This is a genomic window from Neomegalonema sp. (assembly GCF_028688855.1).
Classification (GTDB): domain Bacteria; phylum Pseudomonadota; class Alphaproteobacteria; order Rhodobacterales; family Rhodobacteraceae; genus Neomegalonema.
Map to the genome: position 1 here is coordinate 149,114 of NZ_JAQTXI010000004.1, position 12,598 is coordinate 161,711.

Below are 12,598 nucleotides of genomic sequence, written 5' to 3' on the forward strand. Positions count from 1 at the left end.
CGGAGGCGGGAGGATATGCTCTCCGCCTTCGCCCTCTCATCCGCCCCCATCCGCAAGGAGACCAGCCATGAAGATCAGCGCGCGCAACGTCCTGCCGGGAATCGTCGTCGGGATCGTCGAAGGCGCCGTGACCAGCCATGTCCGCATCGACATCGGCGGCGCGGTGGTCACGGCCTCCATCACCAACGAGGCCGTGGCGGAACTGGGTCTGAAGGTCGGCGGCCGGGCCTCGGCGGTGGTCAAGGCCTCGGACGTCATGGTGGGTGTGGATGACTGAGCTTCGCGCCGATCCTCTGCGGCCTCATGAGCAGGCCGTGGAGACTCCCGCCGATTTCGACGCCGGAGTCTGGTTCATCGGCCGCATCCGCACGCCCTGGACCCGCCGCGAGGAATGTCCCAAGCGCGGAGATTCCGAAAACGGCCCGGTCTGCCGCATTGAGATCTTCGAGCCCTGGACTCCCGCCCTCGCGGGGGTGGAGGAGAAGGAGCGGCTCCAGATCCTCTACTGGATGCATCTTTCCCGCCGCGACGCCGTGCGTCAGAACCCGAATTTCGGCGGAGGCTCCATCGGAACCTTCGCCATACGCTCGCCCCTGAGGCCCAATCCCATCGCCTCTTCGGTGGTGCGTCTGCTGGCCGTGGAAGGCGCCGTCCTGACGGTGCGCGGACTGGATTGTCTCGACGGAACGCCTCTGATCGACGTCAAACCCGAATTCGGAGTCTTCACATGAAGCTCTTCTCCTTCAAGGTCTTCGCGCTCGCTCTGGCTCTGGCGACGCCCGCCGCCTTCGCTCTGGACGGGCGGAGCGTGCTCGACGCGACCGGCCGCGAGGTTCTGGTCCCCGCCGAGCCCGCCCGGGTCTTCGCCGCCGGGCCGCCCGCCGCCACGCTGCTTTACACGCTCAAGCCTGAAGCGATGGTCGGTTGGGTGCGGGCGCCGCGCGGGGCGGATCTGCCTTTCCTTCTGCCCCAGGTCCGGGAGTTGCCCGAGCTTGGCCGCCTGACGGGCCGGGGCGACACGGTGAATCTGGAAGTCCTGCTTTCGGCGCAACCGGATCTCATCGTGGATTACGGGACCATCAACCCGACCTACATCGACCTCGCCGGGCGGGTGCAGGAGCAGACCGGCGTCCCCTACGCCCTGATCGACGGCTCCTTCGAGGCCATGCCTCAGGCGATCCGGCAGATGGCGGAGATCCTCGGCGTTCCGGAGCGGGGCGAGACCCTCGCCGCCTACGCCGAAGCGCGGCTGGCCGAAGTCGACGCCCTGCTGGAGAAGATCCCCGAGGATCAGCGCCCGACCGTCTATCTGGCGCGCGGCCCGGAGGGTCTGGAATCTCCGGCGCGGGGCTCGATCAACGCCGAGATCATCGAGCGGGTCGGCGGACGCAATGTGACGGTCGCGGAGACTCGGGGCCTGGCCACGGTCTCGCCGGAGCAGGTGCTGGCCTGGGCTCCGGAAGTCGTCATCACCATCGACAAGGATTTCGCGGCGAAGGTCGGCGCGGCGCCCGAATGGAGCGGCGTTCCGGCGGTGGCGGAGGGGCGGGTCTATCTGGCCCCCGCGACGCCTTTCGGCTTCATCGACAGCCCGCCTTCCGTCAATCGTCTGGCGGGGCTGATCTGGCTGACGCACAAGCTCTATCCCGAGCAGGCGGAGGGCGACCTCCGGGCGAAGATCGCGGAGTTCTACGAGCTGTTCTACGGCCTGCGCCCGGACGAGGCTCAATTGACGGCGCTGCTGGGTGAGTGAACGCCTGCTTCCTCCGGCGCTTCTGCTGGGGCTGCTCGCCGCGCTGATGATCGGCGCGATGATCGGCCCCTATCCGCTCTCGCCGGGCCAGATCTTCGGGATTCTCGCCGGAGACCGCAGCGACGCTCAGGCGGCGGTGGTGCTCTGGAATCTGCGCCTGCCGAGGGTTCTGGCGGCGGCGCTCGTGGGCGGGGCTCTGGCGGCGGCGGGCGCGGCCTATCAGACGATCTTCCGCAATCCGCTGGTCTCTCCGGACATCCTCGGCGTTTCGGCGGGGGCGGGATTCGGCGCGACGCTCGGGATTCTGCTCGGGCTCCCGGTCATGGCCATCCAGATGCTCGGCTTCGGCATGGGGCTTCTGGCGGTGGTTCTGGTGCTCGGGCTGACCTGGGCTCTGCGCGGCGAGGGTCAGATTCTCGTGATGGTCTTGTGCGGGGTGGCGGTGGGAGCCTTGGCGGGGGCCGGGATTTCGCTCGTGAAGCTCCTGGCCGATCCCGATCAGCAGCTTCCGGCGATCACCTTCTGGCTGATGGGCAGCCTCGCGGGGATCAAGCGCCCGGATCTCTGGGCGGCTCTGCCCGCCGTGCTGATCGGCCTCGCGCCGCTGATCCTGCTGCGCTGGCGGATCGGGCTCTTGTCGCTCGGCGACGACGAGGCCCGCGCCCTCGGGGTGGAGGCCGGGCGGCTGCGGCTGCTGGTGGTGGCCTGCGCCACGCTGATGACGGCCGCCGTCACGGCCATGGCGGGGATCGTCGGATGGGTGGGGCTGATGGCGCCGCATATGGCGCGTCTGCTGGTGGGGCCGCGCTTCGACCGGTTGTTGCCCGCCGCGGCGCTCCTGGGCGCGAGCTTCATGGTGCTGACCGATCTCGCGGCGCGCAGCCTCGCGACCATGGAGATTCCCCTCGGCGTGCTGACCGCCGTGATCGGAGCGCCGATCTTCCTCTGGCTTCTGGCGCGGAGGGCGCGGACATGGGCGGAATGACGCCGCTTCTGGTCGAGGCGCGGGGTCTGGCGGTCGGCCATGGCGGGCGGGCTCTGGTCTCCGGGATCGACCTGAGCTTGCGCGCCGGAGAGACGCTGTGTCTGCTCGGGCCGAACGGCGTCGGCAAGACGACGCTTTTCCGCACGCTTCTGGGCCTCGCGCCCGCCATCTCCGGGGAGGTCCGGCTCAAGGGCGCGGCTCTGGCGGATCTGACGCGCCGCGAGATCGCCGCGCGTCTGGCCTATGCGCCGCAGTTCCTCGCGACGCCCTTCGCCTGGCGGGCTCTCGACGTGGTGCTGATGGGGGCTTCGGCGAAGCTGGGAGCCTTCGCACGGCCCGGCCCCGAAGAGGAGGCGCGGGCTCTGGCGGCTCTGGCGGCGCTCGGGGCGGAGGATCTGGCTCAGGCCGAGGTGACGCGGCTCTCCGGCGGCCAGCGTCAGATGATCCTGCTCGCGCGAGCCCTGGCGCAGGAGGCGGGCGCCGTGGTCATGGACGAGCCCACCGCCAGCCTCGATTTCGCCAATCGCCTTCAGGTCGAGGCGGCGGTCCGCGCTCTGGCCGGGCGCGGGATGGGCGTGATCCTCTCGACCCATGATCCGGATCAGGCGGCGCGGCTCGGAGACCGCGCGCTGCTCATCGGGCGCGAGGGCCTGATCGCTTCAGGCCCGGTCGACGAGGCCATGACCGCCGGGAATTTATCGCGGCTTTACGGCGTGGCCCTGCGCCGCGAGGTCCTGTCCGACGGCGCCGTTCACTTCCGCTGATCCCTCCGAAGGCTCGTCGCGTTTGCGGCGGGCCAGCTCCTTGAACCATTTGCGATGATGCCGGAAGGCCCAGCCGCCCGTCACCGTGCCGCGGGTCATGGCGCTGATGGTGCCGCGCGTCCAGATGGCCGCGTAGACATGGGCGATGAAGATGAAGAGCGAGCCCAGAGCCGCCAGAGCATGCACCACCACCGCCGCGCGGCGCACCGGAATCGAGACGAGATTGGGGAAATATTGCTCCCAGATCATCACGCCGCTCACGATCAGCACCATGATCAGTCCGGACATGCCCCAGAAGACGCCCTTCTGTCCGGCGTTGTATTTGCCCAGCTCCGGGAGGTTCTCCTCATTGCCCTTGAGCACGTCGCCGATCTTCAGGCTCCATTCGACGTCCTCGCGGCGGGGCAGGTTCAGCCTCCACATCTGGAGGAAAAGCCCCATGAAGCTGAAGAACAGCAGCACCCCCACCAGAGGATGAAGCCAACGCGTCATCTGGCCGCCGCCGAAGAGGCCGGTCAGCCAGAAGAGCGAAGGATGGAAGAAGGCCGCTCCCGACAGCAGCAGCACGATCATGCAGGCGGCGGTCAGCCAGTGGTTCGCCCGCGTGAAGCCCCGATAGCGGAAGACGCGCAAGGGCGCTTCGCTCTCGATCTCGTCGCCGGGCGCGGATTCGAAGCGTTTCTCGGTCATCGGGCCTCCTCGCCCGAAGCGACGGGGCCATGAGCTTCGCCCCCTGAAGCCTCAGGAGCTTCATGGACGATGTCTTCGTAAAGCTCTTCGGCCTCCTCCTCCTCATGCTCGCTGACTTCGTTGGGTTTGGCGAAGATCCCATGCAGCGCCGAGCCCAGAAAGGCCGCGCCCGCCGCCATGAGTCCGAGCTTCTTGGCCGGGCCTTTCCAGGCCTCGACCAGAGGCGAGATGCGCGGATCGACCGGAAGGCCGGAATAGATCGAGGGCTTGTCCGCGTGATGCAGCACATACATCACATGGGTTCCGCCCACGCCCTGAGGATCGTAAAGCCCGGCGTTGTCGTAGCCGCGCTCCTTGAGGTCCTCGACGCGCTCGGCGGCGAGGGCCTTCATCTCTTCCTTCGGGCCGAAGGTGATGCATTGCGTCGGGCAGGCCTTGGCGCAGGCCGGACCCTGGCCCACCGCGATGCGGTCCGAACAGAGGGTGCATTTCTTCGAGACATGCGCCGTCTTGTGGATGCGGGGCACGTCGAAGGGGCAGCCCTTCACGCAATAGCCGCAGCCGATGCAGTTCTCGGAGATGAAGTCCACCACGCCGTTGGTGTATTGCACGATGGCGCCCGGCGCCGGACAGCTCTTCAGACAGCCCGGATCCTCGCAATGCATGCAGCCGTCCTTGCGGATCAGCCATTCGAGCTCGTTGGTCTCGGGATTCTCCCATTCGGCGAAGCGCATGAGGGTGAACATGTCGGGCGTGAGGTCATGGGGATTCTCGTAGATCCCCACGTTCTCCTCGACCTCCGGATGGGTGTCGTTCCACTGGATGCAGGCCGACTGACAGGCCTTGCAGCCGATGCATTTCGACACGTCGATGAGCTTGGCCACCTCGGTGAGCTGGCGCGTCGGCGGCGGAACATGGGCCGTCGCCGAGATGCGCCGCACGTCCGTCGGCAGGAGGTTGCTCTCCAGAGGCTGGGTCGGCGGATTGGAGGCCGCCGTCAGAGGTTCGGGCGCGAGACTCGTCATGCGATGAGATCCCCTGAAGCCGGTTCGATGTTCACGAGGAAGACCTTGGATTCCGGCGTGTCGATGTTGGCGTCTCCGGCGAAGACGGTCAGGCTGTTGGGGCCGAAGCCCTTGCGCGCCGCCCCCATGAAGCCCCAGTGCAGCGGGATTCCCACCACATGGACCTCCTTGCCGTCGCAGAGCAGCGGCTTGATGCGTTTGGTGACGACGGCCTTCGCCCAGATTTCTCCGCGCTTGTTCCAGATCCTCACCCGGCCGCCCTTGCGGACGCCGCGCAATTCGGCCAGCTCCACCGAGATCTCCACGAAGAACTCCGGCTGGAGGACGGCGTTGGTCTTCGAGTGCTTGGTCCAGTAGTGGAAATGCTCGGTCAGGCGATAGGAGGTCCCGACGAAGGGGAATTCATCGCTGGTCCCGAGCTGCGCGAGATCCTGCGGGAAGATCCGTCCGGCGGGATTGCCGCGCATCTCCTTGTTGAAGGGATTCTGGATCGGGCTTTCCCAGGGCTCCATATGGGTCGGGAAGGGCCCGTCCCGCAGGAGCTTGCGCGAGAAGAGGCGCGCCGTGCCTTCCTGGGTCATGATGAAGGGCATGACCTCTTCGGGCTTGGCGGTGGGCGAGATGTCGGGCACGTCGAAGCCCTCCCAGCGCGCGCCGTTCCATTCCAGAAGCTTGCGCTTCGGGTCCCAGGGCTTGCCCTGAAGATCGCAGGAGGCGCGGTTGTAGAGGATGCGCCGATTGGCCGGCCAGGCGAAGGTCCAGCCGAGATAGGTGCCGACCCCGCCTTCGTCGTGATTGTCGCGACGGGCCATCATGTTTCCGGCCTCGGTCCAGGATCCGGCGTAGATCCAGCATCCCGACATGGTGGAGCCGTCGGCGCGGAGCTGGCCGAAATTGTCGAGCAGCTCGCCCGCCTTGCGGAGCACTTTCGTCGGATCGTTCGGATCCGGCAGATCCGCCAGAGCCCGGCCGTTCATCTCCTTGGCCAATTCCTCGGGATGGGGATTCTCCGGCTCATGGTAATCCCATGAGAGGCTCATGATGGGCTCGGGATTGGCGCCGCCTTCCTCCTCATAGAGCCTCTTCACCCTCAGGAAGAGCTGCGCCATGATCCAGGTGTCGTGTTTGGCCGTGCCCGGAGGCGTCGCCGCCTGCCAGTGCCATTGCAGCCAGCGCCCGGAGTTCACCGTGGCGCCGTCGTCTTCGGCGAAGCAGGTCGAGGGAAGCTCGATGACTTCCGTCATGATCTTCGTGGGATCGACGTCGTTGTAGATCCCGTGATCCTGCCAGAAGTTCACCGTCTCGGTCTGGAGCGGGTCGATGGAGACCAGAAGCTTCAGCTTCGAGAGCGCCGAAGTCAGCTTCGCGCGGTTCGGGAAGGAGAGAAGCGGATTGAACCCCTGACAGATGTAGAGGTTGATCTCGCTGCGGTCCATCATGTCGAAGACGCGCAGGATGTCGTAATAGGGGACGTCCAGCTTGGGCAGCCAGCCATATCCCCAGTCGTTTTCGGCCGTGGCCTTCTCGCCCCAGAGGGACTTCAGGAAGGAGACCATGAACTTGTCGGTGTTCCGCCAGAAGCTCGTCTGTCCGGGGAACAGCGGCTTGTTCTCGCGGGCCTTGAGCCAGTCGGCGAGTTCGGGTTCGCGCTCCGTGGGGAGGTTCATGTAGCCCGGCATCATGTGCGACAGAAGCCCGATGTCGGTCAGGCCCTGGATGTTCGCATGGCCGCGCAGAGCGTTCACGCCGCCGCCCGGAAGCCCGATGTTGCCGAGGATCAGCTGAAGCATCGCCATGCCGCGGATGTTCTGGGCGCCCTTGGAATGCTGCGTCCAGCCCAGGGCGTAAAGCGAGGTCATCACCTTGTCTTTGGCCGAGGTCTCGCCGATCATTTCGCAGATCTGGAGATAGCGGTCGACGGGCGTGCCGGTCAGATTCGAGACGAATTCCGGCGTATAGACCTCGACATGCTCCTTGAGCAGATTCCAGACGCAGCGCGGATGAGTCAGCGTGGGATCGGTCAGGGGCTGGCCCTGCTCGTCCATCTGATATTCCCAGGAGCTGCGGTCGAAATCGCGCTTTTCCTCGTCATAGCCCGTGAAGAGCCCTTCGGACCAGCCGAAGTCGTCGCGGATCAGACAGGTCGCGTTGGTGTAGGCCTTGACGTAATCCCACTGCACCTTGTCGTTCTTCAGGCAATAACGGATCACGCCCATCAGCCAGGCGATGTCCGAGCCGGGGCGCACGGGCGCATAGACGTCCGCCACGGAGGCCGTGCGGGTAAAGCGCGGATCCACCACGATCAGCTTGGCGCCGTTGTGATGCTTGGCCTCGGTCACCCATTTGAAGCCGCAGGGATGCGCTTCGGCGGCGTTGCCGCCCATGACGATCACGAGATCCGTATTCTTGATGTCCGTCCAGGCGTTCGTCATCGCTCCGCGGCCGAAGGTCGGGGCCAAACTGGCCACCGTGGGGCCGTGTCAGACGCGAGCCTGATTATCCAGAGGCAACAAGCCGAGCGCGCGGGTGGTCTTCCACGTCAGCCAGCCGGTTTCGTTGGTGCCGCCCGAAGCCGCGAGGAATCCGGCGGTGGTCCAGCGGTTGACCGTCACGCCCGCGTCGTTCGTCTCGACGAAATTGGCGTCGCGGTCGTCCTTGATGTGGCGGGCGATCTTGTCGAGGGCGAAATCCCACGAGACTTCGCGCCATGCGGTCCCGCCCGGCTCGCGATAGCGCGGAACGGTGGTCCGGGTCTCGGAGCGGATGAAGTCCTTCAGCGCCGCGCCCTTGGGGCAGAGCGTGCCCCGATTGGTCGGGTGGTCGGCGTCGCCCTCGATATGGACGAGCTCGGCCTGCTCCCCGGCTTTGAAATCGCCGTTGGAATACATGATGATCCCGCAGGCGACCGAGCAATAGGTGCAGATCGAGCGGGTTTCGGTCGTCGTGACCAGCTTGAAGGGCCGGACGCGCGCGGCGACCGCCGCTTCGGCCGCGCCGAAGCCCATGGCCCCGAGCGACGTGGCCGCCGCTCCGGCGCCCGCCAGCTTCAGAAAACTGCGGCGAGACAGGTTGACGTTCACGAAACCCCCCTTTGGCTGGCTTGCCTTCGCGAGCGATGAGGCGGGAGCGGAAATCTCCCTTGATCAGCGAAATTTCATCTTCCCTGAGGCCGGGGCTCAGACAATGCGCGCTTCAGACGCATGGAAACGCTGATGACATGATCAGCATCGCTTATCATCCGGCGGAGGGGGCTTCCTCGGGCAGCCAGAGCGTGAAGCTCGATCCCTCGCCCGGGACGCTCCGGGCGCGGAGCTCTCCGCCGCGCCGGGCGACCAGAGTCTGACAGATCGCCAGACCCAGGCCCGTCCCGCGCAGGCCGCGGGTGGTGAAGAAGGGGTCGAAGATCCGCGCCAGAACCTCGGGCTTCATGCCCGGTCCCTCGTCGCGGATCGTGATCGCGACTCCGGAGCGGCCGTCTTCGGAGGCGGCGTCCTCGCTGGCGAGGCGCACCGAACCGCCCCGAGGCGTGGCCTGAACGGCGTTGGAGAGCAGATTGACCAGGATCTGCCGCAGCTCATGGGCGCTCATCGCGATCCGCCGCGAAGACCTGGGCTCCAGCGCCAGCTCCACGCCGCCCGCCTCCAGCAGATGGCGCAGCAGAGGCCGGAGTCCCTCCGCGACCTGACGCGGATCGGCGCCGACGGCGCCCTCGGCGAATTCCTCCGGCCGGGCGAATTGCAGAAGCTGACGCGCCAGAGCCTCCATGCGGGACACCTGCTCCTCGATGAGGTGAAGCTCCGTCCCGACTTCTCCGAGGCGATCCTCCAGCAGCATGCGCAGCACTTCGAGATTGCCCTGCATCACCGCCAGAGGATTGTTGATCTCATGCGCGACTCCCGCCGCCATCTCGCCGATGGCCGCCAGCTTCTCGGAGAGGATCAGACGCCGCGTCGCGGCTTCGAGCGCCTGATTGGCGCGCAGAAGCTCCGCCGTGCGGGCCTCCACGCGGGCGTTGAGGTCGCCGTTGAGCCCGCGCAATTCCTGATCCCGCGCCTGAAGCTGATCCAGAAGGCCGTCGAAATGCCGCGCGAGCCGCGCGATTTCATCCGCGCTCGGGCCGGGGGCGGCGAGGCTCCGCGCGGCCATGTCTCCCGCCTCGACGCGCGAGATGGTCGCGCCCATGGCCTCCAGAGGCCGGAAGACGCTCCGCGCCCAGCGCAGGAACAAGGGCAGGGTCAGCAAGGCCACGGCGAGAAAGGCCGCGCCGCTGATCGCCCATGTGATCCGGCGCGCGGCGGCGTAAGGCGCCTTGGGGACTCCGGCGTAGAGCATCCCCACGCGGCGGCCTTGGGCGTCATGGATCGCGTCATAGGCCGAGAAATACCAGGCGTCGACCACGAAGGCGAGGTCGCGCCAGCCTTCGCCCTGCTCCAGAACCTGCGCGCGCACCGCCTCGGAAGCGCGGGTTCCGAGCGCCCGCGCTCCGCCCGAAGGACGCAGGGTGGTGGCGATGCGCAGATCCTCCAGAAACAGCGTGACCACGCCGAGATCCAGACCTTCGCGGGCTTCCGGCGGCGTCTCCGGACGGGTCGCCGGATAGACGAGATCGCCGATGCGGTCCACGAAGCCCTCGTCGCGATTCAGCAGGAGGCCGCCCGTCAGCAGGCCCGCCGCCCCATCCGCCAGCGGCGCGCGGCTCGCCGCCCGGAGGATCAGTCCGCGCGTCTCCTCGCCGGAGGCGCCGCTCAGGGGAATCCGGGCGCGCCCGGCCAGAGCGGGCGAGAGGGACGCCAGATCCTCCGGCCCGATCAGCAGGATTTCGCCGCCGCTCCGCTCCAGGTCGAGGAGCTGGCTCTCCGGCGCCGGATGCGCCTGCGGAGGGCTGGCGGCGAGGATCCGTCCGGCTTCGTCGGTCAGGAGCAGATAATCCAGCCCGAGCCTTGCGCGGCTCTCGGCGAGCAGGGCGGCGGAATCTCCGGCGGCGAGGCGGTCGCGGAACTCCGCCGAAAGCCCCAGAGCCTCGACGGCCCGACCCGCGCCCTCCACGCGCTCCAGCAGATAGCGCCGCGCCACGGCCAGATCGCTGGCCACGCGGGCGATCAGCACCTGATCCATGCGCCATGTCCAGCGCGTGGTCGTCACGCCGATCAGCAGAGGCGTCAGGAGCAGCGTCGGCAGAAGCGCGAGGAGGAGCAGCCGGAGCCGGACGGAGCCTCCAGCGGTTTCAGCCATCGGAAGGGAAGCGCCCGAGGATCAAGGCCCGCTCGACGAGATTGCGCAATTCGCGCAGGTTCCCCGGCCAGTCTTGAGCCTGCAAGGCGGCCTCGACCTCGGGCGGAATGGGCAAGGCGGGACGGTTCAGCCTCTGCGCCAGCTGCGCCATGAAGAGTCGCGCCAGTTCGGGGACGTCCTCGCGGCGCTCCCGCAAGGGCGGCAGATGCAGCCGCACCACGTTGATCCGGTGGTAGAGATCGGCCCGGAAGAGCCCCTCCGCCACCCTCGTCTCCAGATCGGCCTTGGCGGAGAAGATCAACCGCACGTCCACCGGAAAGGCGCGCTCCGCCCCGAGGGGCCGCACCCGGCGTTCTTCGAGAACCCGCAAAAGCTTCGCCTGAGTCGCGAGCGGGGCCTCCGCGATCTCGTCGAAGAAGAGCGTCCCGCCCCGCGCCTGAAGGAAAAGCCCCTCGCGCCGCCCCTTCGCCCCAGGGAAAGCCCCCTCGACATGGCCGAACAGCTCGGAGTCCGCCGTCTCCTCCGGCATGGCCGCGCAATCGACGGGGATGAACGGGCGTTCCGCGCGGTCGGACAGGCTGTGGATCATCCGCGCCGCGACCTCCTTGCCCGTCCCGGATTCCCCGGTCAGCAGCACCGAGCTCGGCGAGGGCGCCGCCCGGGCTATGGCCGCGCGGATCTCCTCCAGGGCGGGCGCGGCGCCGGTCAGACGATCCGTCTCCTCCGAGGCGCGGCGGATCTCGCGGCGCAGGAGGCTAATTTCGGCCTTGAGGCGGCTCCGCTCGACGGCGCGCAGGGCGGCGTTCAGGATCTGGTTCGCCCGGAAGGGTTTCAGCACCAGATCGGCGGCGCCCGCCTGCATGGCCTCGATGGCCATTTCGAGATCGCCGAAAGCCGAGATCAGCACCACCGGCGGCGTATGGCCCGCCTCCCGCTGGCGCGCGAGCCAGTCGAGGCCCCGCGCCTCGCCGAGCATGTTGTCGAGGACGATCAGGTCGAAGGCCTCGACCGCGAGCCATTCCTCCGCCTCCTCCAGGTCGGAGGCCTGTTCGACCCGGCGGCAGCGCGGCCCGAGAATCCGCCAGAGGAAATTGCGCATCCCCGCCTCGTCGTCGACGATCAGCACGGAGATCCGGCTCAGAAGCTCGGCGTCGGAGGAGGACGCGTCCTGAAGGCTGGCGGCGGTCGGCAAGACGGCTCCTCCTCTTCCCGAACCGGGCATGTCCTGGGGGATGGGGCGCGCCGCGCTCAGGCGGAGGGGGCGGCCTGCGTCCACTCCTCGCGCAGCGCGGCGACGCAGTCAAGCAGCGCCTGAGCCATGGGCGAAGGCGGCGCGCGCGCCGCCGTGAGCAGGCCGAGGCTCGGTGCCGCCTCCTCGTCGTCCAGAGGATGCAGAAGGATGTCGTCCTCCGCGCTCAGGAGATGGCGGAAAGCCTCCGGGACCACGGCGCACCAGAGCCCCTCCCGCAGATGGGCCAGCACGCCGTCGAGCCCGGAGCAGACCACCGCCGCGCGGATCTTGCGCGGGGCGAACTCCCGACGCGCCATCTCCTCCGTCGCGCAGAGGGGCTGCGTCGAGGCGTCGCTCCAGCCATGGGCGAGGCCCGAGGCGAAGGGGTGGTCCTTGCGGCAGGCGAAGAGCGGCGCCTCGCGCCAGAGCGGCGTCCAGACGAGCCCTTCGGCCTCCTCCTCCGGGGCGCGGGTGAGGCCGCCCTCCAGCGCGAGGCCGCGCAGCCCTGCGAGGATCGCCTCCGGCGCAAGCTGGCTGATCGAGAGGCGGGCCAGAGGATTGCGGGCCTCGAAGCGGGCGGAGAGCGCCGGAACCAGAGGCGCCGCCGCCGAAAGGACGCCCAGCCGCAGGGTTCCCGTGAGGCCGCCCTTGCGCCGCCCGTCGAGGGCCGCGCGGAGGTCGCCGTAATCGGCGAGGATGCGGCGTCCCCAGATCAGCACGCGCTCGCCTTCGGCGGTGAGTCCCATGAAGCGCTGTCCCCGCAGGATCAGCGTGACGCCGAGATCCTCCTCCAGCTTGCGCAAGGCCAGCGACAAGGCGGGCTGGGTCACGCCGCAGAGATCCGCCGCGCGGCCGAAATGCCGCTCCTCGGCGAGGGTGACGAAGAAATCCAGATGACGGATGAGCAAGGCGGCTCCT

11 protein-coding genes are annotated in these 12,598 nt (G+C 68.0%); 5 read left to right on the forward strand and 6 right to left on the reverse strand.

The genetic code is table 11. The features are described from left to right. Positions 1-67 precede the first annotated feature (67 nt). From PHN62_RS04485 to PHN62_RS04505, 5 genes are read left to right on the forward strand one after another with little or no spacing between them, the layout of a single operon-like run. On the forward strand, positions 68-277 hold the full coding sequence (locus PHN62_RS04485) for a molybdopterin-binding protein (protein WP_300146909.1): 210 nt from the start codon (positions 68-70) through the stop codon (positions 275-277). Next, positions 270-731 carry a tRNA (N6-threonylcarbamoyladenosine(37)-N6)-methyltransferase TrmO gene (gene tsaA / locus PHN62_RS04490; RefSeq protein WP_300146912.1) on the forward strand — a complete coding sequence of 154 codons (462 nt, stop codon included), beginning with the start codon at positions 270-272 and terminating at the stop codon, positions 729-731. Before PHN62_RS04485 ends, tsaA begins: the two co-directional genes overlap by 8 nt. After that, positions 728-1,753, forward strand: a complete 1,026-nt coding sequence (locus tag PHN62_RS04495; RefSeq protein WP_300146915.1) for an iron ABC transporter substrate-binding protein — start codon at positions 728-730, stop codon at positions 1,751-1,753. The genes tsaA and PHN62_RS04495 overlap by 4 nt, the downstream gene beginning before the upstream one ends. Beyond that, entirely contained in the window at positions 1,746-2,738 is a 993-nt protein-coding gene (locus PHN62_RS04500) for an iron ABC transporter permease (protein WP_300146918.1), read from the forward strand. Before PHN62_RS04495 ends, PHN62_RS04500 begins: the two co-directional genes overlap by 8 nt. Next, complete coding sequence (locus PHN62_RS04505; RefSeq protein WP_300146921.1) at positions 2,726-3,502, forward strand: ABC transporter ATP-binding protein; 777 nt, start codon at positions 2,726-2,728, stop codon at positions 3,500-3,502. The genes PHN62_RS04500 and PHN62_RS04505 overlap by 13 nt, the downstream gene beginning before the upstream one ends. On the opposite strand, the gene PHN62_RS04510 is transcribed toward PHN62_RS04505, so the two are convergent. The 6 genes from PHN62_RS04510 to PHN62_RS04535 all read right to left on the reverse strand — a co-directional run bounded on the left by PHN62_RS04510 (position 3,434) and on the right by PHN62_RS04535 (position 12,588). After that, complete coding sequence (locus PHN62_RS04510; RefSeq protein WP_300146924.1) at positions 3,434-4,192, reverse strand: formate dehydrogenase subunit gamma; 759 nt, start codon at positions 4,190-4,192, stop codon at positions 3,434-3,436. The two genes, PHN62_RS04505 and PHN62_RS04510, sit on opposite strands and share 69 nt — an antisense overlap. Further along, positions 4,189-5,217, reverse strand: coding sequence for a formate dehydrogenase subunit beta (gene fdxH / locus PHN62_RS04515; protein ID WP_300146928.1), 1,029 nt, complete (start codon positions 5,215-5,217; stop codon positions 4,189-4,191). The genes PHN62_RS04510 and fdxH overlap by 4 nt, the downstream gene beginning before the upstream one ends. Further along, positions 5,214-8,297: a formate dehydrogenase-N subunit alpha gene (gene fdnG, locus PHN62_RS04520; RefSeq protein ID WP_300146931.1), complete on the reverse strand. Its 3,084-nt coding sequence runs from the start codon at positions 8,295-8,297 to the stop codon at positions 5,214-5,216. The genes fdxH and fdnG overlap by 4 nt, the downstream gene beginning before the upstream one ends. A 154-nt stretch (positions 8,298-8,451) precedes the next feature. Then, positions 8,452-10,449 carry an ATP-binding protein gene (locus PHN62_RS04525; protein ID WP_300146933.1) on the reverse strand — a complete coding sequence of 666 codons (1,998 nt, stop codon included), beginning with the start codon at positions 10,447-10,449 and terminating at the stop codon, positions 8,452-8,454. Next, positions 10,442-11,641, reverse strand: a complete 1,200-nt coding sequence (locus PHN62_RS04530) for a sigma-54 dependent transcriptional regulator (RefSeq protein ID WP_300146936.1) — start codon at positions 11,639-11,641, stop codon at positions 10,442-10,444. Before PHN62_RS04530 ends, PHN62_RS04525 begins: the two co-directional genes overlap by 8 nt. A 56-nt stretch (positions 11,642-11,697) precedes the next feature. Next, complete coding sequence (locus PHN62_RS04535; protein ID WP_300146938.1) at positions 11,698-12,588, reverse strand: LysR family transcriptional regulator; 891 nt, start codon at positions 12,586-12,588, stop codon at positions 11,698-11,700. Positions 12,589-12,598: the final 10 nt, after the last annotated feature.